This window comes from Pseudomonas sp. 18.1.10 (genome assembly GCF_024655625.1).
Lineage (GTDB): Bacteria > Pseudomonadota > Gammaproteobacteria > Pseudomonadales > Pseudomonadaceae > Aquipseudomonas.
In genome coordinates this window covers 1-20,825 of sequence record NZ_JANLGL010000100.1, presented here as the reverse complement: position 1 = coordinate 20,825, position 20,825 = coordinate 1, and the positions used below count along the sequence as shown (strand labels likewise).

Here is a 20,825-nt window from a genome sequence, read left to right as displayed (position 1 = left end):
GCGGTGTTTCAGTCGCCTGATGTATTGACTGGCCCACTGCATTCGCGAGCAAGCCCGCTCCCACATTTGCTTTGCGGTGTGTTTAAGGGATCTGTACGCCTTCGGCCAGCAGCATGTCTACCAAGCGAATCAGTGGCAGCCCGATCAAGCTAGTCGCATCCGGCCCTTCCGTACTTTGGAACAGACTCACCCCCAACCCTTCAGCCTTGAAGCTGCCCGCACAGTCATACGGCTGCTCGATCCGCAGGTAACGCTCGATCCTCTCAGCGTCCAGTACGCGCATCTGCACCGTAAACGGCACGCAGTCCACCTGGCAGTGCCCCGTTTCGCTGTTGAGCAGGGCCAGGCCGGTCAGGAAGCTCACGCGCTTGCCGCTGGCGGCCAGTAACTGTTCACGGGCGTTCTCGAAGGTGTGCGGCTTGCCGATGATTCGTCCATCGAGCGCGGCCACCTGGTCGGAGCCAATGATCAAATGCCCTGGGTGAGCGGCGGCAAGCGCGCGGGCCTTTTCTTCGGCGAGGCGTTTGACCAGTTCAATGGCGGACTCATTGGCGCGATGGCTTTCGTCAATATCCGGCGAGCTGCAGATGAACGGCAAGTGCAGGCGGCCGAGCAATTCCCGGCGATAAACCGAGCTGGAAGCGAGTAATAAAGGCAGCATGGGCGTCTCCTCAAGGCAGTCGCGGATTCTAGCGAGGAGTCCAGGTGACGGACAGGGCTGAATTTCCTTTGACATGGCTGGGTGCATCCCTATAATGCTGCGCCTATGTTGAATGACCCGATTCCACCTCACGTTGACCCGCGCAAATTGGCAGATCGTGGCACTTCCCTTCAAGGTGAATTGCTGCTGGCCGATTTGGAGAGACTCTGCGACCCGCTTTCCGACACTGTCGGTACGGTGCAGGCGAAATTCGTTTTTGAACGAGATGAACGTAAGTCTGTGGTAATTCACAGCTTTATCGACACCGAGGTCAAAATGGTTTGCCAGCGTTGTCTTGAGCTGGTCACCCTGCCGATTCACAGCGAATGCAGTTACGCTGTGGTGAAGGAGGGTGCGAATACCCAGTCGTTACCGAAAGGTTATGACGTGCTGGAACTGGGCGAAGATCCATTGGATCTGCATGCACTGATCGAGGAGGAGCTTCTGCTCGCCTTGCCCATTGTGCCTGCTCATCATCCGGAAGAATGCCAGCAGCCGGAGGGGCTCGATGACGAGCTCGAACCGAGCGAGGACGAGGTAACGCGGTCCAACCCGTTCAGTGTATTGGCGCAGTTAAAGCGTGACCCAAACGTTTAGGAGTTAATCAATTATGGCTGTTCAGCAGAACAAAAAATCCCGCTCTGCCCGTGACATGCGTCGTTCGCACGACGCCCTGACGGCGAGCACTCTGTCTGTAGAAAAAACCACCGGTGAAATTCACCTGCGTCACCACGTATCGCCAGAAGGCGTATACCGTGGTCGTAAAGTGATCGACAAGGGCGCTGACGAGTAATCACTTGTCTGCTCTAGTCATCGCGATAGACGCAATGGGCGGGGACTTCGGTCCCCGCAGCATTGTTCAGGCCTGCATTGCCAGCCTGTCTGCAACGCCCTCGCTGCACCTGACCCTCGTCGGTCAACCCTCCCTACTTGAAGACCTGATTGCCAGCCATCCGGCGGTGGATCGCGCGCGCCTGACGATTACGCCAGCCAGTGAAACCATCACCATGGATGAAAAACCGGCGGCTGCCCTGCGTGGCAAGCCTGACTCTTCAATGCGGGTGGCCCTGGAGCTGTTGCGTGATGGCAAGGTGCAAGCCTGTGTCAGCGCCGGCAATACCGGGGCGTTGATGGCGTTGTCGCGGTATGTGCTCAAGACGTTGCCGGGTATTGATCGGCCGGCGATGGTCGCGGCGATTCCGACGCAAAAAGGCTATTGCCAGTTGCTGGACCTGGGCGCGAACGTCGATTGCAGTGCCGAGCATCTGTTCCAGTTCGCGGTGATGGGCTCGGTGGCCGCCGAAGCACTGGGCGTGGCCCGGCCGCGGGTGGCATTGCTGAATATCGGCACCGAAGACATCAAGGGTAACCAGCAGGTCAAGCTCGCTGCCACGTTGTTGCAGGGCGCGCGCGGCTTGAATTACATCGGCTTTGTCGAGGGCGACGGTTTGTACCGTGGCGAAGCGGATGTGGTGGTGTGCGACGGTTTTGTCGGCAATATCCTGCTTAAATCCAGTGAAGGCCTGGCGACGATGATCGCCACGCGCATTGAAGCGCTGTTCAAGCAGAACTTCGCTTCACGCGTGGTGGGCGCTCTGGCGCTGCCATTGATGCGTCGTTTGCAGGCTGACCTGGCGCCGGCACGGCATAATGGTGCGAGCTTTCTCGGCTTGCAGGGCATCGTGGTGAAAAGCCACGGCTCGGCGGGTGTGGAAGGCTTTCAAAGTGCCATTGCGCGGGCCGTGATCGAGATCCAGGAAAACCTGCCGCAACGCTTGCACGGCCGTCTCGGGGACCTGTTGCCTTAGGCGAATCGGCCCGAAAATGCTTAAATGTGACCGGCCAGTTCAATTGACCATCCAATTTGTCAGTTTCGTGCGCTCCCACCGTAGGCGCGTTCATTTTTGACGACCAGATCATTAGGGGCTTGTTACATGTCTACATCCCTCGCATTCGTCTTTCCAGGGCAGGGTTCGCAGTCCCTCGGCATGTTGGCCGAGCTGGGCGCGCAATACCCGCTGATCCTGGATACCTTCAAGGAAGCTTCCGACGCCCTGGGTTACGACCTGTGGGCGCTGACCCAGCAAGGGCCGGAAGAGCAACTGAATCAAACCGATAAAACCCAGCCAGCCATCCTGACTGCTTCGATCGCCCTGTGGCGCTTGTGGCTGGCAGAGGGCGGCGCGCGTCCGGCATTTGTTGCCGGTCACAGCCTGGGCGAATACAGCGCCCTGGTGGCGGCGGGCAGCCTGACCCTCGCGGAAGCGGTCAAGCTGGTCGAGCGTCGCGGCCAGTTGATGCAAGAAGCCGTTCCGGCCGGGCAGGGCGGCATGGCCGCTATCCTGGGCCTGGACGACGCCGTGGTGATCGAAGCCTGTGCCGAAGCGGCCCAGGGCGACGTGGTCAGCGCGGTGAACTTCAACTCGCCTGGCCAGGTGGTGATCGCCGGTGCCAAGGCCGCGGTCGAGCGTGCCATTGAAGGCTGCAAGGCCCGTGGCGCCAAGCGCGCCCTGCCGTTGCCGGTCAGCGTGCCGTCCCACTGCGAGCTGATGCGCCCGGCGGCCGAGCGTTTTGCCGAGTCCATCGCCGCCATCAACTGGCAGGCGCCGCAGATCCCGCTGGTGCAGAACGTCAGCGCGGCTGTGGCCGCTGATCTCGACACCCTTAAGCGCGACCTGCTGGAGCAACTCTACAAGCCAGTGCGCTGGGTAGAGTCGGTGCAGACCTTGGCTGCCAATGGCGCTACCGAGCTGGTCGAGTGCGGCCCGGGCAAAGTCCTGGCTGGCCTGAACAAGCGTTGCGCCGATGGCGTGTCGACTGCCAACCTCAATACCCCGGATGCCTTCGCTGCCGCTCGTGCAGCACTGGCCTGAGCCTTTATTTACGAACTTGGGAGAAGCCTGCATGAGTCTGCAAGGTAAAGTTGCACTGGTTACCGGCGCCAGCCGTGGCATTGGCCAGGCGATTGCCCTGGAACTGGGCCGTCAGGGCGCCGTTGTGATCGGCACCGCCACTTCCGCCTCGGGCGCCGAGCGTATCGCCGCGACCCTGAAGGAAAACGGCGTGCAAGGCACTGGCCTTGAACTGAACGTGACCAGCGATGAATCCGTGGCGGCTGTATTGGCCCAGATCACTGCACAGTTCGGCGCGCCGGCTATTCTGGTCAACAACGCCGGTATTACCCGCGACAACCTGATGATGCGCATGAAAGACGACGAGTGGTACGACGTGGTCGACACCAACTTGAACAGTCTGTTTCGCCTGTCCAAGGGCGTTCTGCGCGGTATGACCAAGGCGCGTTGGGGCCGAATTATCAATATTGGCTCCGTAGTGGGTGCCATGGGCAACGCAGGCCAAGTAAACTACGCGTCCGCCAAGGCCGGTCTGGAAGGTTTCAGCCGTGCATTGGCACGTGAAGTCGGTTCGCGGTCGATTACGGTCAACTCGGTGGCCCCTGGGTTCATCGATACCGATATGACCCGCGAACTGCCGGAAGCACAGCGTGAAGCCTTGCTGACGCAGATTCCGCTGGGCCGTCTGGGCCAGGCTCAAGAGATCGCGAATGTGGTGTCTTTCCTGGCATCCGACGGTGCGGCATACGTGACTGGGGCTACAATCCCGGTGAACGGCGGGATGTACATGAGTTAAATTGTGACGGATCGCTTCAAAAAAATGTCATACGAGCTGTCTAAAATCCGTTATAAAGCTGCAACTTAATTTAGAGGCGGGTGGCCGACCGGGTACGTGGTGAAGCTTTCAGTTGAAAAGCTGAAAAGGCTTTCTATACACTTACCCACTGGCCAGCTGCCTGAATTTGTCCATTAGGAGTTAAACAAGGTATGAGCACCATCGAAGAGCGCGTCAAGAAAATCGTTGCCGAGCAACTGGGCGTTAAAGAAGAAGAAGTGGTCAACACTGCTTCCTTCGTAGAAGACCTGGGTGCCGATTCCCTTGACACCGTTGAGCTGGTGATGGCTCTGGAAGAGGAATTCGAGACCGAAATCCCGGACGAAGAAGCTGAAAAAATCACTACTGTTCAAGCTGCTATCGACTACGTTACCAGCCATCAGGCGTAATAGTTTTTAGTCGTCGCTTGCTGTTGGGAAAAACCGCACTGCTGTTACAGCGTGCGGTTTTTTCTTTAGCTCGGGCGAAAAGTGGTTCTGAAGCGAAGTGTCGTCATTAGAAAAAGGAGAGTGCTGTGTCGCGTAGACGCGTCGTAGTCACCGGTATGGGTATGTTGTCGCCACTGGGTACGGATGTGCCGAGCAGTTGGCAGGGCATTCTGGCTGGCCGCAGTGGTATTGGTCTGATTGAACACACGGACCTTTCTGCCTATTCCACCCGTTTTGGCGGCTCGGTAAAGGGTTTCAATGTCGAGGAATATCTCTCGGTCAAAGAGTCCCGCAAGCTCGACCTGTTCATTCAGTACGGCCTGGCAGCCGGTTTTCAGGCAGTGCGTAACGCCGGCCTGGAAGTCACCGACGCCAACCGTGACCGCATTGGCGTGGCCATGGGCTCGGGTATTGGTGGTCTGACCAATATCGAAGAAACCAGCCGCATCCTGCACGATACTGGCCCCCGTCGAATTTCACCGTTCTTCGTGCCGGGCTCGATCATCAATATGATTTCCGGTTTCCTGTCCATCCACCTGGGTGCACAGGGGCCTAACTACGCGATTGCCACGGCGTGCACCACGGGTACGCATTGCATCGGCATGGCGGCGCGCAACATCGCCTATGACGAAGCGGACGTGATGATTGCCGGTGGCGCTGAAATGGCTGCTTGCGGCCTCGGCATGGGCGGCTTTGGCGCGTCCCGTGCGCTGTCCACCCGCAACGACGAGCCGACCCGAGCCAGCCGCCCGTGGGACAAGGGCCGTGACGGCTTCGTGCTGTCCGACGGCGCCGGTGCCCTGGTGCTGGAAGAGTTGGAACACGCCAAGGCGCGCGGTGCCACCATCTACGCCGAGCTGATCGGCTTTGGCATGAGCGGTGACGCCTACCACATGACCTCGCCACCGTCCGACGGTGCCGGTGCTGCACGTTGCATCACCAACGCCCTGCGCGATGCGAAGATCAATGCGGACCAGGTGCAGTACATCAACGCCCACGGCACCTCGACCCCGACGGGCGACCTGGCGGAAGCCGAAGCCATCAAGTCGGTGTTCGGCGAGCACGCCTACAAGCTGGCGGTCAGTTCCACCAAGTCCATGACCGGTCACCTGTTGGGCGCGGCGGGCGCCGTCGAAGCGATCTTCAGCGTCATGGCCATCAAGGACCAGGTCGCTCCGCCGACCATCAACCTGGATGAGCCGGACGAAGGTTGCGACCTGAACTTCGTGCCGCACGAAGCGCAGCCGATGCCGATCGACGTGACGATTTCCAACTCGTTCGGCTTTGGTGGCACCAACGGTTCCCTGGTGTTCCGCCGGTTCGCCGAGTGATGGACAGCTGGGTCGACGGTCAGCCAGCGGCCACCGTGCCCCTGAAAGATCGCGGCCTGGCCTATGGTGATGGGCTGTTCGAGACCATCGCGGTCAAGGCCGGGCAGCCTGTGCTGCTCGACCGTCACCTGCAACGTCTCGATGACGGCTGCAGGCGCCTCGCTTTGGTTGCGGATCACAGGTTGATCCGCAGCGAAGTGCTGGCCTATGCCGCCGTCCTAGGCGATGGCGTGCTCAAGTTGATCCTCACCCGTGGCGACAGCCTGCGCGGTTATGGCATCAACGCCGGCGCCCCGGTGCGCCGTATCTTGCAGGGCAGTCCGCCCGCAACCTATCCCCCCGCCCATGGAACTGACGGCATCCGCCTGTTTCCGTGTGCCACCCGCTTGGCCGAGCAACCCTTGCTGGCCGGCCTCAAGCACCTCAATCGCCTGGAACAAGTGATCGCCCGCAGCGAATGGCAGGATGCCGAGCACGCCGAAGGCTTGATGCTGGATGTGTCCGGGCGCGTCATCGAAGGCGTATTCAGCAACCTGTTCCTGGTGTGCAACGGCTTGTTACTAACCGCCGATCTGAAGCGTTGCGGGGTTGCCGGCGTCATGCGCGCCGAAATCCTGGCCCAGGCGCAAACCCTGGGCGTCCCGGTGGCCGTGGCCGACATCAGCCTTGAGCAGTTGCAACAGGCCGAGGAAGTGTTTGTCTGCAACAGCGTTTATGGCATTTGGCCGGTGCACGGCTGCGCTGCGATGAGCTGGCCGGTTGGGCCGCTCACCCGTAAACTGCAGGGCATTGTTCGCGCGCTATTGGATATTTGAGTTGATACGAAAACTGGTTGTACTGCTGCTGGTCGGTGTGTGCTCGGCGGCATTGCTGTTGGGCTACGGCGCCTGGAAATACGACGCTGCCCTCAAGCAGCCCCTGAACCTGACCCAGGAGCAATTGCTCGACGTACCGGCCGGGGCCACTCCCACCGGCACCTTCAATCGCCTGGAAGCCGACGGCGTGCTCGACGGCGCGTTTTGGCTGCGCCTGTACTGGCGCTTCAACCTTGACGGCCAGCCCCTGCACAGCGGCGAATACCGCATGACCCCCGGCATGACGGCGCAAGGCTTGATCGGCCTGTGGCAACGTGGCGAAGTGGTGCAATACAGCCTCACGTTGGTGGAAGGCTGGAATTTCCGCCAGGTGCGCGCGGCCCTGGCCAAGCATGAAAAGATCGTACAAACCCTGTCGGGCCTGACTGACAGCGAAGTCATGGAAAAACTCGGCCACCCCGGCGTGTTCCCTGAAGGGCGCTTCTTCCCCGACACCTACCGCTTCGTACGCGGCATGACTGACGTCGAGTTCCTGAAAAAAGCCTACAACCGCCTCGAGGATGTCCTCGCCCAGGAGTGGAGCAAGCGTGCTCCAGATGCGCCATACACCGATCCCTATCAAGCACTCATCATGGCATCGCTGGTCGAGAAGGAAACCGGTGTGCCGGAAGAGCGCGGCCAGATCGCCGGCGTGTTTGTGCGCCGCCTGAAGATCGGCATGCTGCTGCAGACCGATCCAACGGTGATCTACGGCCTCGGCGAGCGCTACAACGGCAAGTTGACCCGCGCCCACCTCAAGGAAGCCAACCCCTACAACACCTACATGATTGCCGGCCTGCCGCCGACGCCGATCGCCATGGTCGGCCGCGAGGCGATCCATGCCGCGCTGAACCCGGTGCCGGGCAGCAGCCTGTATTTTGTCGCCCGTGGCGATGGCAGCCATATTTTCTCCGATGACCTGGATGCCCATAATGCCGCCGTGCGTGAGTTCCAACTCAAGCGCCGCGCCGATTACCGCTCCAGCCCGGCGCCCGTGGCAAAACCGGCGCAAGAGGCAACACCTCCGGCTGATACGCCCCCCGACACGCCCGCCGAGCCGCAAAGCCCGCAATGACTCTGACTAAGGACTGCCTGTGACTGGCTTGTTTATTACCCTGGAAGGCCCCGAAGGCGCCGGCAAAAGCACCAACCGCGATTACCTGGCCGAGCGTTTGCGCGCTGACGGTATCGAGGTGGTGTTGACCCGTGAGCCCGGCGGTACGCCGCTGGCCGAGCGCATCCGCGAAGTGCTGCTGGCCCCGGGTGACGAGCCGATGAACCCGGACACCGAGCTGCTGCTGGTGTTCGCCGCCCGCGCCCAGCACCTGGCCGAAGTGATCCGCCCGGCACTGGCCCGTGGTGCGGTGGTGATTTGCGACCGTTTCACCGACTCCACCTATGCCTACCAGGGTGGCGGTCGGGGCTTGTCCCTGGAACGCATCGGCACGCTGGAAACCTTCGTGCAGGGCGACCTGCGTCCCGACCTGACCCTGGTGTTCGACCTGCCGGTGGAAGTCGGCCTGGCCCGCGCCAGTGCCCGTGGTCGCCTGGACCGCTTCGAACTGGAAGGCCGCGCCTTCTTTGACGCCGTGCGCAGTGCGTTCCTTGCCCGCGCCAAGGCCGAGCCCGCGCGTTATTACCTGTTGGATGCCGCCCAGCCGCTGACCCAGGTGCAACAGGCGATCGATGCCTTGTTGCCGACCCTGCTGGAGCGCGCCCGTGGCTGAAGCCTACCCGTGGCAGGACAGTCTCTGGCAGCAATTGGCGGGGCGTGCCCAGCATGCCCACGCCTATCTGTTGCATGGGCCGATTGGCATCGGCAAACGTGCACTCGCCGAACGCCTGATGGCCAGCCTGTTGTGCCAGCGTCCGGTCAACCTGGAAGCCTGCGGTGAGTGCAAATCCTGCCTGCTGCTCAAGGCGGGCAGCCACCCGGACAATTACCTGCTGGAACCCGAGGAAGCCGACAAGGCGATCAAGGTCGATCAGGTCCGCGACCTCGTCAGCTTCGTGGTGCAGACCGCGCAGATGGGCGGGCGCAAAGTGGTGTTGATCGAGCCGGTGGAGGCGATGAACATCAACGCCGCCAACGCCTTGCTCAAGAGTCTGGAAGAGCCGTCCGGCGATACGGTGTTGTTGCTGGTGAGCCACCAGTCCAGCCGCCTGCTGCCGACGATTCGCAGCCGTTGTGTACAGCAGGCCTGTCCGTTGCCGAGCGAGGCCATGAGCCTTGAGTGGCTGGCGCAGGCGTTGCCGGAATGCAGCGCAGACGAGCGTGGCGAATTACTGACCCTGGCCGCCGGTTCGCCGCTGGCCGCCGTGAAATTGCAGGCCCAAGGCGTGCGCGAGCAACGCGCGCTGGTGGTGGATGGCGTGAAGAAACTGCTCAAGCAGGAACTGTCCGCCACCCAACTGGCCGAAACGGCCTGGAAGGATATTCCGCTGTTGCTGCTGTTCGACTGGTTTTGCGACTGGTCGAGCCTGATCCTGCGCTACCAGTTGACCCAGGATGAACATGGCCTGGGCCTGCCGGACATGCGCAAAGTCGTGCAGTACCTCGCGCAGAAAAGCGCCCAGGACAAGGTGCTCAACATTCAGGACTGGATTCTGGTCCAGCGCCAGAAAGTCCTCGGCAAGGCCAACCTCAACCGCGTGCTGTTGCTCGAAGCGCTGCTGGTGCAGTGGGTGGGCCTGCTCGGCCGCCGTTAATTTCCGTGGCCGACAGGTGTATTGTCGGCCAGACACTCTCTGTGATTTAAGTCGTAACTACCTATGCTCGTAGATTCCCATTGCCACCTCGACCGTCTCGACCTCGCCCAGCACGGCGGCTCCCTTGACGCCGCCCTTGAAGCGGCGCGCCAGCGCGGGGTAGGGCACTTCCTGTGCATCGGCGTCAGCGCCGACAACGCTGCCGACGTCAAAGCCCTGGCCGAGCGTTATGCCGATGTCGATTGCTCGGTGGGCATCCACCCGCTGGACCTCAAGCCCGGCGAAGCCCCGGCCCTCGACTGGTTGCTGGGTGAACTCAACCACCCGCGCGTGGTGGCGATTGGCGAAACCGGCCTGGACTACCACTACGAGCCCGAAGCCGCCGAGTTGCAGCAGGCCTCGTTCCGCCTGCACCTGCAAGCCGCCCAGCAGACCGGCAAGCCGGTGATCGTCCACACCCGTGGCGCCCGCGCCGACACCCTGGCCCTGCTGCGCGAAGCCGCGCTGCCCCAGGCGGGCGTGCTGCATTGCTTCACCGAAGACTGGGACATGGCCAAGGCAGCCCTGGACCTGGGGTTCTACATTTCCCTGTCGGGGATCGTCACCTTCCGCAATGCCGACGCCCTGCGTGACGTGGCGCGCCAAGTGCCGGCCGACCGCCTGCTGGTGGAAACCGACTCGCCATACCTGGCGCCCATCCCCCATCGCGGCAAGCCGAACCTGCCGGAGTACGTACGGGATGTGGCGGATTACCTGGCGATGCTGCGTGGTGAGTCTGTCGAACGCTTTGCCGAACAGACGACCGCGAACTTCAAGCGCCTGTTCCCGCTGGCCCACGTCAAATCGTAGGCAAAAAAAACCCGGGTTCTGGGGGGTGAATCCGGGCTAAGACCATTAGGAGTAAAACAGGGCACGCAGTCCGTCGGTACCCAGGGTCAGCGCGTCACTTGGGGGAGATGCCGCGCCGACAGTTCAAGTATTGATCAGTATCTGATTCAGTCCAGTCGCGACTGGTCGTTTTTTAAACAGATTTGGAATACACGCGCTTCGCTTGAGTTCTCATTAACCAGGCGCACAGGTGCCGTTGTTGCGTGTTATTTCTGACCGCAAACGATGAAATCGTTGGCACGCTGAAACTTAAGTGCGTGGCGGGTTCACATAGGCGTTGCCCAACGACCGTTCAGTCGGGATAATCCCTCGCACCGGGTAAATCGTATCGCCACGTGTTCGTGGCCCTGCGCAACCCTCCCCACAGTCACCTTTGCAGACCTCTTTCTCATGCACAAAGAACCCCGTAAGGTCCGTGAGTTTCGCCGCCGTGAGCAGGAAATTCTCGACACCGCGCTCAAGTTGTTTCTCGAACAAGGTGAAGACAGCGTCACCGTCGAGATGATCGCGGATGCCGTGGGTATCGGCAAAGGCACGATCTACAAGCACTTCAAGTCCAAGGCCGAGATCTACCTGCGCCTGATGCTCGACTACGAGCGCGATTTGAACGAGCTGCTGCATTCGGCCGATGTGGACAAGGACAAGGAAGCCCTGTCCCGCGCCTACTTCGAATTCCGCATGCGTGACCCCCAGCGCTACCGCCTGTTCGACCGCCTGGAAGAGAAGGTGGTCAAGGGCCATCAGGTGCCGGAAATGGTCGAGGAACTGCACAAGATCCGTGCCTCGAATTTCGAACGCCTGACCCTGCTGATCAAGGGCCGCATCAGCGAAGGCAAGCTGGAAGACGTGCCGCCGTATTTCCACTACTGTGCCGCCTGGGCGTTGGTGCACGGCGCGGTGGCGCTGTATCACTCGCCGTTCTGGAGCAATGTGCTGGAAGATCAGGAAGGTTTCTTCCAGTTCCTGATGGACATCGGCGTGCGCATGGGCAACAAGCGCAAGCACAGCAGCGAATTGCCACCGGCTGAACCGCCGGCTGCGTAAGGATTTACTGCCAGACGCAGTACCCCAGGAATATACTCAGGCAAGGACTCTTGCTAAAAGCTGATTTATCAGTCAGCTTTTAGCGCGCCCGAATCATCCTCTGCCGGAGTGATCCATGATCGTTGATCGTCAAGGCAGGCGTTTTCGCAATTTGCGGATCAGCCTGACCTCAGCCTGCAATTATGCGTGTACCTACTGCGTGCCCAACGGCAAGCGGCTGGTGGCTGCCCAGGACGAACTCTCGGCCGAGGCCATGGCACGGGGTGTCGAGTACCTGATCGAAGCAGCAGGCATCGACCGCCTGCGCATCACCGGCGGCGAGCCGCTGGTCAGCCCCAAGCTGGAAGCCTTCATGGGCGCGGTGGGGCAGATGGGCCTCAGTGATATCAGCCTGACCACCAACGGCCAGTTACTGGCGCGCAAACTGCCGCTGCTGGTGGATGCCGGCATCCAGCGCATCAACGTCTCCCTCGACACCCTGGACGCCGCCGCCTTCCGCAGCATTGCCCGTGGCGGCGACCTCGCCACCGTGCTCGACGGCATGGACCAGGCCCGCGCTGCCGGGATCAAGATCAAGGTCAACATGGTGCCATTGCGCGGCCAGAACCTGGACCAGGTGATGCCGTTGCTCGACTACTGCCTGGAGCGTGGCTACGAGCTGCGCTTTATCGAATTGATGCGCATGGGCCACTTGGCCAAGGACTCCAATGCGTTCTTGCAGCAATTCGTCAGTTTGCAGCAATTGCTCAGCCTGATTGGCGAGCGCCACGAATACCTGCAAGCCAATGCCCCGGTGGACGCCACCGCCGTGCGTTATGAAATCCCCGGCAAAGGCTATTTCGGCGTGATCGCCAATGAAAGCGTGCCGTTCTGCCGGACATGCTCGCGCTTGCGGCTGTCGTCTACCGGCTGGCTGCATGGCTGCCTGTCGTCGAGCAACCGCCACTACGTCGGCGACCTGCTGGACAAGCCGCGCCACCAGGCATTGCCGGCGTTGCAAGGGTTGCTGATGAAGGCCCTGGGCGACAAGCAGGAAGTAGCGTTCTCGGGCGGTGCGACGATCATGAAGATCATCGGCGGCTGACCCTGTGGGAGTGGGCTTGCTCGCGAAAGCGGTGTGTCAGAAACAGATGTGCTGACTGACACACCGCTTTCGCGAGCAAGTCGAATCGTCGCACCGCCGCTCCCACACAAGCCCGCTCCCACATTTGATTTGTGGTGTGCTCAAGTGGCGCAAAACCTGCATCTCACGCCCATTCGCCGGTTTTCCGTCACCGGCTTCTGGAGGATTAGGATGCGAAGTCTGGTTTTGTTGCTGGCGTCATTGACGCTGAGTGGTTGCATGACCGTCAGCGATATGGCCGAAGGCACCCGCTATCAGATGAGCGACGCCGGCTTGCTGGACCACAGCGATACCCGTCGTACCAACTCGATCCGCGTGCAACCGGACTCCTTTATCTTTATCGCCCAGGGCGCCTTCGTGCCGCCCGGCAGCGCCTATCCGCGCCCCAACGTGGTGGCCGAAGAAGCCTTCAACGGCTTCATCGAATATTTCCCCATGGTGCGCCGCGCCCGCCAGCCGGAAGGCCTGGAGCAGGCAATGGCCGAAGCCCGTGCCGCCGGCGCCCATTACCTGCTGTACTGCCGTTTCGCCAAGGCCGATGACCGCATCGGCAACGCCGACGAGTGGGCCGACCAGGAAGCCCTCGACCGCGTCGGCCTCGACAGCGGCGTCATCCAGATCATGTTGATCGAGACCAGCACCCAGTATTTGATTGATACTGCACGCATTCGCAGCCGTGGCGGTTTACTGACGTTCCACGACAACAAGCCAGAAGACCTGATCGCCCGCCCCCTGGCCAAATACGCCCGTGGCCTGCTGGGCATGAGCGATCAGTAAGACACAGGAGATGCCCATGACCGATTCCGCCAAGGCCAACGATCTGTTGGCCCAACTGCCCAAGGGCAAGGGGCCGGCGCCGGTACACCTGTGGAACCCGGAGTTCTGCGGCCATATCGACATGCGCATCGCCCGCGATGGCACCTGGTTCTACCAGGGCACGCCGATCGGGCGTAAGCCGATGGTCAAGCTGTTCTCCAACATCATCCGCCGCGATGGCGATGATTACTTCCTGATTACCCCCGTGGAAAAAGTCGGCATCAGCGTCGAAGATGCGCCGTTCGTCGCGCTGACCCTGGAGGTCGAAGGGCAGGGCGAAAGCCAGGTGCTGCGCTTTACCAGCAATGTCGACGAGACGATCGAAGCCGGCGTGGAGCATCCGCTGCGTGTGGTCATCGACCCGCTCACCGAGGAGCCTTCGCCGTATCTGCGGGTGCGCACCAACCTCGAAGCCCTCGTGCATCGCAACGTGTTCTACCAATTGGTGGAACTCGCGGTGAGCCGTCCGATCAACGGTCAAAACTGGCTGGGCGTGTGGAGTGGCGGGGTGTTTTTCCCCATTGGCCTGGAACCCTGAGGCCGGTTTTTTCAGCTCCATGAAATAATTCGCTTGCTGCCAACGGCGGCTTTCGGTTATCAATTTGTACATGATTAGACATGTCCGATTTGATAAAAAAAAACGCGTCGTCGACGAACTGATCCGCCGAATCGAAGGTGGGGTGATGGTCGACGGTTTCCTGTTGCCGGGTGAGCATCAACTGGCCGAAGAATTTTCGGTCAGTCGCGGCACCTTGCGCGAAGCCCTCGCCGAACTCAAACGCCGCAACTACATCGCCACCCAGAGCGGCGTCGGCTCCATCGTCACCTTTGACGGCATGGTGCTCGACCAGCGCAGTGGGTGGGCCCAGGCCCTGGCGGACACGGGCGCGCGGGTCAACACCGACATCCTGCGCCTCGAAGCCGTGACCCGGCCGGATCTGCTCAGCCGTTTCGGCAGCGACCAATTCATTGCCCTCGACCGCCTGCGCTACACCACCGACGGCACCGCCGTGTCCCTGGAGCGCTCGCTGATGCCGGCGTCCGGCGGTTTGGAAAGCCTGCCAACCGTCGGCCTGATCGAAAACTCCCTGACCATCACCCTGGCGGCCTACGGCTATGTGGGCGCCGAGGGTGACCAATGGATCGGCGCCGAGCCCCTCAGCGCCGAAGACGCCGAATTGCTCGGGCGCCCGGCCGGCAGCGTGTTTCTCAAGGCCTCGCGCACCACCTACGACCGTCGCGAGCGCTTTATGGAATATGTCGAAAGCCTGCTCGACCCGCTGCACTTTCGCCTGCACCTGCAATTTGGGAGTTCGAAATGACCCCGCACAACCGCGCCCTCGGCGCCTTCTACGGCCTGGCGTTGGGCGACGCTCTGGGCATGCCCACCCAGTCCTTGAGCCGCGAGCAAGTGCGCGCCCGCTTCGGTGCCATCACTGCGCTGGAAGATGCCGGCACCGACCAACCCATCGCGCCAAACATGCCCGCCGGTTCCATCACCGATGACACCGAGCAGGCGATCCTGGTGGGCGAGTTGCTGGTGGAAGGCCAAGGCCGCATCGAACCCACCGTGCTCGCCCAGCGCCTGATCGACTGGGAAGCGGTGATGCGCGCCAAGGGCTCCCAGGATTTGCTCGGCCCCTCGACCAAACGCGCGATCGACATGATCCTCGCCGGCCACACGCCGGAAGAGTCCGGGCGTTATGGCACCACCAATGGCGCGGCGATGCGTATCACGCCCGTCGGGATTGCCGCCGATGTCAGCGACCCTAAGCACTTTATCCAGGCTGTAATCCAGGCGTGCCAGGTCACCCACAATACCAGCCTGGGCATCTCCAGCGCCGCCGCCGTGGCGGCCGTGGTCTCGGCCGGCATCAACGGCGTGGACCTGGGCGAAGCGCTGAACATCGGCACCCAGGTCGCCCAGCAGGCCGAGCACCATGGCCACTGGATCGCCGGCGGGCGCATCTCCACCCGCATCAGCTGGGCGCGCACCTTGAGTGTTGGCAGTGGCGACAAAGCATTGTTTGCCGATTTGCTCTACGAGTTGATCGGCACCTCGGTCGCGTCCCAGGAATCGGTGGTGGTGTCGTTTGCCCTGGCCCAGCAAGTGGCGGTGGGCGAGATGAATGCCTTCGAAGCCCTGTGCCTGGCCGCCAGCCTTGGCGGCGACACCGACACCATCGCCGCGATTCTCGGCGCCATGCTGGGTGCCTGCCTGGGCATGCAGTGCTGGCCGCAGGCGATGGTGGAGCAGGTCAAGCGGGTTAATGGCTTGGACTTGCAGCCGCTTGTGCAAGGTCTACTCGAATTGCGCTGACTGGCACAGATCAAAAAATGTGGGAGCGGGCTTGCTCGCGAAGGCGGTGTATCAGAAATAGATGTGCTGACTGCCACATCGCATTCGCGAGCAAGCCCGCTCCCACATTCGACCGAGTTGAATAGAACATCTGCCACAACCACAACAATATCGGCACCCGGAGTATCCCTTCATGAGCAACACCTCTTCCGGCCAGAACGCCGGGCAACTGGAAACACGCGGCATCGAGCCGGTCCCGGAAGGCGAGTGCAACGGCCATCCGCTGCAGCTATTCTGGGTCTGGTTCGCCGCCAATATCAGCATCCTCGGCCTGCCATTGGGGGCGACGCTGGTGGCGTTTCGCGGCCTGGCCATCTGGCAGGCGATCATCGTCGCGATCCTCGGCGCGGCCGGTTCGTTCGCCGTGGTGGGCATCATCTCCATCGCCGGCCGACGGGGCCGTGCGCCGAGCCTGACGCTGTCCCGGGCGATCTTCGGCGTGCGCGGCAATATCGGCCCGACGCTGGTCTCGCTGATGTCGCGCCTGGGTTGGGAAACCGTCAACACCACCACCGCCGCCTTCGTGCTGCTGTCGTTGTGTTCGATCCTGTTTGGTTCGCCTGTCGCCGCCAAAAGTGCACCCCTGCTGACCCTGCTGTTCATCGCCATCTTTGTCCTGTTGACCCTGGCGGTGTCCGGCCTGGGCCACGCCACCTTGCTGGTGATCCAGAAGTGGGCGACCTACGTATTCGGCGCCCTGAATATTCTGGTGGGCGGCTTCCTGTGCGCCACCATCGATTGGAGTGCGGTGTTCAACGCCACCCCGGCGCCGCTCAGCGCGATGATCGTCGGCGTCGGCACCATGGCGGCGGGCACCGGGATTGGCTGGGCCAACGCCGGCGCCGACATGTCGCGTTACCAGCACCGCAGCGTCAAGGCCGTGCGCCTGGTGGCGTCGGCGGCGTTTGGCGCCGGCATTCCGCTGGTGTTGCTCATCACCCTCGGCGGCCTGTTGTCGGTGGGCAACAATGACCTGGCCTCGGCCACCGACCCGATCATCGCGATCCGCGACATGCTGCCGACCTGGATGGCCGTGCCGTACCTGATTACGGCCTTCGGTGGCTTGCTGCTGTCCAACAACCTCTCGGTATATTCGGCGGGCCTCACCACCCTGACCCTCGGCTTGAAGGTCAAGCGCGTGCACGCAGTGATCGTCGATATCGTCGCGATCTTTGCCGGCTCCATCTACTTCATGCTGATCGCCGACAGTTTCTATGGCCCGTTCATCACCTTCATCTCGTTGCTGGCGGTGCCGATTACCGCGTGGGTCGGGATCTTCGTGGTCGATCTGATCCACCGTCACTACTACAGCCCCAAGGACTTGCTGGACGTCAGCCCCAGCAGTGCCTACTGGTATCGCGGCGGCGTGGAATGGCGTGCGTTCGGCGCGTGGGCGCTGGCGATTGTGTTGGGCTTCAGCTTCACCACCATTGGCACCACTGCCGAAAATATCTGGTTCGCCGGGCCGTTGTCCGACTCCTGGTTGGGCCACAACGGCCTGGGCTGGATCGTCACGTTCCTGGTGGCCGGTGGGATGTATGCGGTATTGGGCGGCGCGGCTGATCGTCGCCCGGCGTTAGTTGAGAGCCACCATGTCTAGATTGCTGCACACCGGCCAGGTCATCGTCGACCTGGTCATGGCCCTGGATGCCCTGCCTGTCAGCGGCGGCGATGTGCTGGCGCGGTCTGCCAGTTTTGAAGCCGGCGGCGGCTTTAACGTGATGGCCGCCGCCAAGCGCAACGGCTTGCCGGTGGTGTACCTCGGGCGTCATGGCACCGGGCGTTTTGGCGACCTGGCGCGCGCGGCGATGCAGGCCGAAGGGGTGGCGATGGCCCTGGCCGCCAGCGCCGCTAAGGACACCGGCTTGTGTGTGTCGCTGACCGAGGCGAGCACCGAGCGCACGTTCATTTCCCATCTCGGCGCCGAGGGCGAGTTGAGCGCTGAGGACCTGGCCGGCGTGCTGCCGCGTGCGGACGACTACGTCTACGTCAGCGGCTACAGCCTGTTGCTGGACGGCAAGGCGCAGGCGTTGCTCGATTGGTTGCTGGCGCTGCCGCGTGAGATCCGCGTGGTGTTCGACCCGGGCCCGTTGGTCAGGGCGGCGGATTCACCGTTGATGGTGGCGTTGCTGCCGCGCATCGACATCTGGACCAGCAATGGCCCGGAAGCCTTGGCCTTTACCGGTGCGAGTACGCTGGCGCAAGCCTTGGGTGAGCTGCAACGCCATCTGCCCGAGGGCGCATTGCGCGTGGTGCGGGATGGGCCGAACGGCTGCTGGGTGAATGCCGAGCATGTACCGGGCTTCAAGGTGAAGGCCGTGGACAGCAACGGCGCAGGGGACGCCCATGCGGGCGTGTTTATCGCCGGGTTGGCGAGTGGTTTGACACCGGCCCAAGCGGCGCGCCGTGCCAATGCGGCGGCGGCCCTGGCCGTGACACGCTGGGGCCCGGCTACATCTCCCGGCACTGCCGAAGTCGACGCGCTACTGGCTGGCTGAACACAGATAAAACTGTGGGAGCGGGCTTGCCCGCTCCCACAATTGGTTGTGCGTAATGGCTGCGATGTATCAAGGCGCAGGCTGTTTAGGCGCCCCCGGAATGTTCGAGTCATCACCTTTATTGACCTTCGGTTCATTCACCGCCGGCCCCATCTTGCCATTGCCCACGGCAGCGGGCGCTTGGCGCTGGGTGTCCTGGCCTTTGGTGTGCGGGTCGGCACTGTTGCTGTTGTCGACGGCGCCGCCGTTGATCTCCATGCCGGTGCCCATGGATTTCTGGGTCTCGCTGGTGGACGGATTGGTCGGGCCGGTGGACGAGGTGGCCGCAAAACCACTCAGGGAAACCGCAGACAGCAGGCCGGTGAGGGCGAGGGCAGCAAACTGGGAATGCTTCATGAGTCTGTCTCCTTAGGGTTATTGTCCTTACCCTCTATTGGTCCGCCGCCATTGGCTGTTGGTGCCGGGCTGGCGACGAACGGCGCCAGATCAGCCGCGCCACGGTGATCGACCAGTTGCATAGCGCCACCGCCACGACCGTCAGCAGCAAGGTCGCCAGCCCGTATTCGACGATGATCCTGCCCGCCAGCAACGGAAACCCGAACACCCCCACAAAGTACCCAAGGCTGAACAGCAACAGCGCCTGGGACGTGGTGCCCGCTGGCGCCTCGTTGGCCACCAGCCCGTTAATTACCGAGTACGTCAGGCCGTAACCCACGCCCAAGGTGACCGCCGCCAGCAGGTAACTGAAGGGCCCCGTCACCGTGAAGCCGAACATCAGCACCGACAGCAGCATCAGCCCCGACAACACACACGCCGCCGCGTAGGCATCCCGCTTGACCACCCAGCCGGCGATCAGCAAGCGGCTGGTGATCGCCGCGCTCAGGAAGCCGCCAAAGAACAGCGAATAGTCCAACCCGTGCGCCGCCGCATAGCTGGTCTGGAACGACGACAACCCGCCAAACACGCAACCGCCCAGCCCGACCATGATGATCGCGAACGCCGCCTTGGAGGACAGCACCTGGCGCGTGGCGGCCCAGGAGATTTTCGCCACCGCCGCTTCTCTCTTGAGATGCCGGCTCAGGCGCCAAAACACCAGCACCCCCATCAGGCTGGCCAGTGCGGCGATGTAGAACGCCGTAATCAGCGGCAGCCCCAACGCACTCGCCGCGCGCCCCAACAATGGCCCGGCACCGATGCCACTCATCATGCTGCCCGACAGCAACGCGAAGTACTTGGCCCGTTGCTCTGGTGCGACCAGCATCGCGACGATGATCGGCCCCAAGGTATAGAACACCCCCCAACCCAGGCCCAAGGCCAGGCCAAACACCCGCAAGCCCTGGCCAAAGCCGGGCATCAGCGCAAACCCCAGGCAGGCCACCACCAGCAGCAAGCCCATCCCGGCAATCGTGCGGGCCGCGCCCCAGGCATCGGACAAGTGCCCGGAGATCATCACCGCCACAAAGGTGCTGAGCATCGCCGTGGAAATCACACTGCCGGCATCGTGCTCGTCACCGCCGCGTGTATGGATCAGCAGCGACAGCAAAAAGGTCGAGCCGTAAGACAGCGACAGCAAAAAACTGGCAAGGCAAAACAGGGCGAATAGCTTGGTGTTCACCGGGGTTGAGGCATGCATGGGACGGCCTGGAAGTCGTTGGAGTTATGCGCAACGTTTTACCACGCGCGCTCAGGGCGATTGTTGTGGGGTTGCTGGTGCCAGCGTTACCCGGCGACGGAGTAACGCTGCCCATCAAAATGCACTGCAATCAGTCATCAAACCCCCTTAGTATGTGTGCTTTGCAATTGCCCAAGGCTCGCCCATGACCATCGAGATTCGCCCCGCCGTGCCCAGCGATGCTGCGCAGATCCTGACTTTCATCACTGAGCTGGCCGAGTACGAGAAGGCCCGGCACGAAGTGATCGCCAGCGTGGTGGACATCGAGCGCAGCCTGTTCAGCGAGGGCGCCACTGCCCATGGCCTGATCTGTTTGCGTGACGGCTTGCCGATTGGTTTCGCGGTGTTCTTTTTCAGTTATTCCACGTGGCTGGGCAGCAACTGCCTGTACCTCGAAGACCTCTACATCAACCCGGAACAACGCGGCGGCGGGGCGGGCAAGAAGTTGCTGCGCCACCTGGCCAAGATCGCCTTCGACAATGGGTGCGGGCGTTTCGAATGGAGCGTGCTGGACTGGAACGAACCGGCGATTGCCTTCTACAAGTCCATTGGCGCGCAGCCGCAGGAAGAGTGGGTGCGTTATCGCATGGAAGGCGATGCGCTGCGGGATTTTGCGCTGGGTTGAAAATACCCTCCCGAAAGCACTGAAGATCAAAATGTGGGAGCGGGCTTGCTCGCGAATGCGGTGGATCAGTCAACTAATGCGTGGCTGACAC

24 protein-coding genes are annotated in these 20,825 nt (G+C 62.0%); 21 read left to right on the top strand and 3 right to left on the bottom strand.

Going from position 1 to position 20,825, the window contains the following annotated elements; translation table 11 throughout:
- Positions 1 to 82: 82 nt before the first annotated feature.
- Positions 83 to 661 carry a nucleoside triphosphate pyrophosphatase gene (locus tag NUV89_RS17505; RefSeq protein ID WP_257782301.1) on the bottom strand — a complete coding sequence of 193 codons (579 nt, stop codon included), beginning with the start codon at positions 659 to 661 and terminating at the stop codon, positions 83 to 85.
- A 105-nt stretch (positions 662 to 766) separates the two neighbouring features.
- Between NUV89_RS17505 and NUV89_RS17500 the strand changes: the two genes are divergently transcribed.
- The 20 genes from NUV89_RS17500 (at position 767) to NUV89_RS17405 (ending at position 18,437) form a co-directional block, all read left to right on the top strand.
- A complete protein-coding gene (locus NUV89_RS17500; RefSeq protein ID WP_071483177.1) occupies positions 767 to 1,297 on the top strand; it encodes a YceD family protein in 531 nt (176 codons plus the stop codon).
- Between the two features lie 13 nt (positions 1,298 to 1,310).
- Positions 1,311 to 1,493, top strand: coding sequence for a 50S ribosomal protein L32 (rpmF, locus tag NUV89_RS17495; protein WP_008152339.1), 183 nt, complete (start codon positions 1,311 to 1,313; stop codon positions 1,491 to 1,493).
- Between the two features lie 4 nt (positions 1,494 to 1,497).
- The gene (plsX, locus tag NUV89_RS17490; protein ID WP_257782300.1) at positions 1,498 to 2,508 is read left to right on the top strand and encodes a phosphate acyltransferase PlsX; all 1,011 of its coding nucleotides are present in this window, start codon (positions 1,498 to 1,500) and stop codon (positions 2,506 to 2,508) included.
- Positions 2,509 to 2,634: 126 nt separating this feature from the next.
- Complete coding sequence (gene fabD / locus NUV89_RS17485) at positions 2,635 to 3,573, top strand: ACP S-malonyltransferase (RefSeq protein WP_105525044.1); 939 nt, start codon at positions 2,635 to 2,637, stop codon at positions 3,571 to 3,573.
- Positions 3,574 to 3,604: 31 nt separating this feature from the next.
- Positions 3,605 to 4,348, top strand: a complete 744-nt coding sequence (gene fabG, locus NUV89_RS17480; protein ID WP_017737757.1) for a 3-oxoacyl-ACP reductase FabG — start codon at positions 3,605 to 3,607, stop codon at positions 4,346 to 4,348.
- 191 nt (positions 4,349 to 4,539) lie between these two features.
- A complete protein-coding gene (gene acpP, locus NUV89_RS17475; protein ID WP_003175607.1) occupies positions 4,540 to 4,776 on the top strand; it encodes an acyl carrier protein in 237 nt (78 codons plus the stop codon).
- A gap of 125 nt (positions 4,777 to 4,901) precedes the next feature.
- Entirely contained in the window at positions 4,902 to 6,146 is a 1,245-nt protein-coding gene (gene fabF, locus NUV89_RS17470) for a beta-ketoacyl-ACP synthase II (RefSeq protein ID WP_026136914.1), read from the top strand.
- Positions 6,146 to 6,961, top strand: coding sequence for an aminodeoxychorismate lyase (pabC, locus tag NUV89_RS17465; RefSeq protein ID WP_257782299.1), 816 nt, complete (start codon positions 6,146 to 6,148; stop codon positions 6,959 to 6,961). The genes fabF and pabC overlap by 1 nt, the downstream gene beginning before the upstream one ends.
- Before the next feature lies 1 nt (position 6,962).
- Entirely contained in the window at positions 6,963 to 8,075 is a 1,113-nt protein-coding gene (gene mltG, locus NUV89_RS17460) for an endolytic transglycosylase MltG (RefSeq protein ID WP_257782298.1), read from the top strand.
- Positions 8,076 to 8,094: 19 nt separating this feature from the next.
- The gene (gene tmk, locus NUV89_RS17455) at positions 8,095 to 8,727 is read left to right on the top strand and encodes a dTMP kinase (protein WP_257782297.1); all 633 of its coding nucleotides are present in this window, start codon (positions 8,095 to 8,097) and stop codon (positions 8,725 to 8,727) included.
- Entirely contained in the window at positions 8,720 to 9,709 is a 990-nt protein-coding gene (locus tag NUV89_RS17450) for a DNA polymerase III subunit delta' (protein ID WP_257782296.1), read from the top strand. Before tmk ends, NUV89_RS17450 begins: the two co-directional genes overlap by 8 nt.
- Before the next feature lie 63 nt (positions 9,710 to 9,772).
- Complete coding sequence (locus NUV89_RS17445; protein WP_257782295.1) at positions 9,773 to 10,558, top strand: TatD family hydrolase; 786 nt, start codon at positions 9,773 to 9,775, stop codon at positions 10,556 to 10,558.
- 429 nt (positions 10,559 to 10,987) lie between these two features.
- A complete protein-coding gene (locus tag NUV89_RS17440; protein ID WP_124526710.1) occupies positions 10,988 to 11,641 on the top strand; it encodes a TetR/AcrR family transcriptional regulator in 654 nt (217 codons plus the stop codon).
- Positions 11,642 to 11,756: 115 nt separating this feature from the next.
- Entirely contained in the window at positions 11,757 to 12,725 is a 969-nt protein-coding gene (locus tag NUV89_RS17435) for a GTP 3',8-cyclase MoaA (RefSeq protein ID WP_257782294.1), read from the top strand.
- 210 nt (positions 12,726 to 12,935) lie between these two features.
- On the top strand, positions 12,936 to 13,541 hold the full coding sequence (locus NUV89_RS17430) for a DUF4823 domain-containing protein (protein ID WP_257782293.1): 606 nt from the start codon (positions 12,936 to 12,938) through the stop codon (positions 13,539 to 13,541).
- Positions 13,542 to 13,557: 16 nt separating this feature from the next.
- Positions 13,558 to 14,118 (top strand): DUF1285 domain-containing protein, encoded by a 561-nt coding sequence (locus NUV89_RS17425; RefSeq protein WP_257782292.1) that lies wholly within the window; start codon positions 13,558 to 13,560, stop codon positions 14,116 to 14,118.
- Positions 14,119 to 14,188: 70 nt separating this feature from the next.
- Positions 14,189 to 14,902, top strand: coding sequence for a GntR family transcriptional regulator (locus NUV89_RS17420; protein WP_257782291.1), 714 nt, complete (start codon positions 14,189 to 14,191; stop codon positions 14,900 to 14,902).
- Positions 14,899 to 15,900 (top strand): ADP-ribosylglycohydrolase family protein, encoded by a 1,002-nt coding sequence (locus NUV89_RS17415; protein WP_257782290.1) that lies wholly within the window; start codon positions 14,899 to 14,901, stop codon positions 15,898 to 15,900. The genes NUV89_RS17420 and NUV89_RS17415 overlap by 4 nt, the downstream gene beginning before the upstream one ends.
- A gap of 172 nt (positions 15,901 to 16,072) precedes the next feature.
- Positions 16,073 to 17,539: a cytosine permease gene (locus NUV89_RS17410; protein WP_257782289.1), complete on the top strand. Its 1,467-nt coding sequence runs from the start codon at positions 16,073 to 16,075 to the stop codon at positions 17,537 to 17,539.
- Complete coding sequence (locus tag NUV89_RS17405) at positions 17,532 to 18,437, top strand: PfkB family carbohydrate kinase (protein ID WP_257782288.1); 906 nt, start codon at positions 17,532 to 17,534, stop codon at positions 18,435 to 18,437. Before NUV89_RS17410 ends, NUV89_RS17405 begins: the two co-directional genes overlap by 8 nt.
- Before the next feature lie 69 nt (positions 18,438 to 18,506).
- On the opposite strand, the gene NUV89_RS17400 is transcribed toward NUV89_RS17405, so the two are convergent.
- Positions 18,507 to 18,833, bottom strand: coding sequence for a hypothetical protein (locus NUV89_RS17400; protein WP_257782287.1), 327 nt, complete (start codon positions 18,831 to 18,833; stop codon positions 18,507 to 18,509).
- A 34-nt stretch (positions 18,834 to 18,867) separates the two neighbouring features.
- Positions 18,868 to 20,070: an MFS transporter gene (locus NUV89_RS17395; protein ID WP_257782286.1), complete on the bottom strand. Its 1,203-nt coding sequence runs from the start codon at positions 20,068 to 20,070 to the stop codon at positions 18,868 to 18,870.
- Between the two features lie 184 nt (positions 20,071 to 20,254).
- Here NUV89_RS17395 and NUV89_RS17390 point away from each other — a divergent pair, with 184 nt between their 5' ends.
- Positions 20,255 to 20,734 (top strand): GNAT family N-acetyltransferase, encoded by a 480-nt coding sequence (locus tag NUV89_RS17390; RefSeq protein ID WP_010208407.1) that lies wholly within the window; start codon positions 20,255 to 20,257, stop codon positions 20,732 to 20,734.
- Positions 20,735 to 20,825 lie beyond the last annotated feature (91 nt).

What these genes read in the sequence shown, in the direction of transcription:
- NUV89_RS17505 (WP_257782301.1), bottom strand. Translation starts at nt 661, where the DNA reads ATGCTGCCTTTATTACTCGCTTCCAGCTCGGTTTATCGCCGGGAATTG.
- NUV89_RS17500 (WP_071483177.1), top strand. Translation starts at nt 767, where the DNA reads ATGTTGAATGACCCGATTCCACCTCACGTTGACCCGCGCAAATTGGCA.
- rpmF (WP_008152339.1), top strand. Translation starts at nt 1,311, where the DNA reads ATGGCTGTTCAGCAGAACAAAAAATCCCGCTCTGCCCGTGACATGCGT.
- fabD (WP_105525044.1), top strand. Translation starts at nt 2,635, where the DNA reads ATGTCTACATCCCTCGCATTCGTCTTTCCAGGGCAGGGTTCGCAGTCC.
- fabG (WP_017737757.1), top strand. Translation starts at nt 3,605, where the DNA reads ATGAGTCTGCAAGGTAAAGTTGCACTGGTTACCGGCGCCAGCCGTGGC.
- acpP (WP_003175607.1), top strand. Translation starts at nt 4,540, where the DNA reads ATGAGCACCATCGAAGAGCGCGTCAAGAAAATCGTTGCCGAGCAACTG.
- pabC (WP_257782299.1), top strand. Translation starts at nt 6,146, where the DNA reads ATGGACAGCTGGGTCGACGGTCAGCCAGCGGCCACCGTGCCCCTGAAA.
- NUV89_RS17445 (WP_257782295.1), top strand. Translation starts at nt 9,773, where the DNA reads ATGCTCGTAGATTCCCATTGCCACCTCGACCGTCTCGACCTCGCCCAG.
- NUV89_RS17440 (WP_124526710.1), top strand. Translation starts at nt 10,988, where the DNA reads ATGCACAAAGAACCCCGTAAGGTCCGTGAGTTTCGCCGCCGTGAGCAG.
- NUV89_RS17435 (WP_257782294.1), top strand. Translation starts at nt 11,757, where the DNA reads ATGATCGTTGATCGTCAAGGCAGGCGTTTTCGCAATTTGCGGATCAGC.
- NUV89_RS17430 (WP_257782293.1), top strand. Translation starts at nt 12,936, where the DNA reads ATGCGAAGTCTGGTTTTGTTGCTGGCGTCATTGACGCTGAGTGGTTGC.
- NUV89_RS17425 (WP_257782292.1), top strand. Translation starts at nt 13,558, where the DNA reads ATGACCGATTCCGCCAAGGCCAACGATCTGTTGGCCCAACTGCCCAAG.
- NUV89_RS17420 (WP_257782291.1), top strand. Translation starts at nt 14,189, where the DNA reads ATGATTAGACATGTCCGATTTGATAAAAAAAAACGCGTCGTCGACGAA.
- NUV89_RS17415 (WP_257782290.1), top strand. Translation starts at nt 14,899, where the DNA reads ATGACCCCGCACAACCGCGCCCTCGGCGCCTTCTACGGCCTGGCGTTG.
- NUV89_RS17410 (WP_257782289.1), top strand. Translation starts at nt 16,073, where the DNA reads ATGAGCAACACCTCTTCCGGCCAGAACGCCGGGCAACTGGAAACACGC.
- NUV89_RS17405 (WP_257782288.1), top strand. Translation starts at nt 17,532, where the DNA reads ATGTCTAGATTGCTGCACACCGGCCAGGTCATCGTCGACCTGGTCATG.
- NUV89_RS17400 (WP_257782287.1), bottom strand. Translation starts at nt 18,833, where the DNA reads ATGAAGCATTCCCAGTTTGCTGCCCTCGCCCTCACCGGCCTGCTGTCT.
- NUV89_RS17395 (WP_257782286.1), bottom strand. Translation starts at nt 20,070, where the DNA reads ATGCATGCCTCAACCCCGGTGAACACCAAGCTATTCGCCCTGTTTTGC.
- NUV89_RS17390 (WP_010208407.1), top strand. Translation starts at nt 20,255, where the DNA reads ATGACCATCGAGATTCGCCCCGCCGTGCCCAGCGATGCTGCGCAGATC.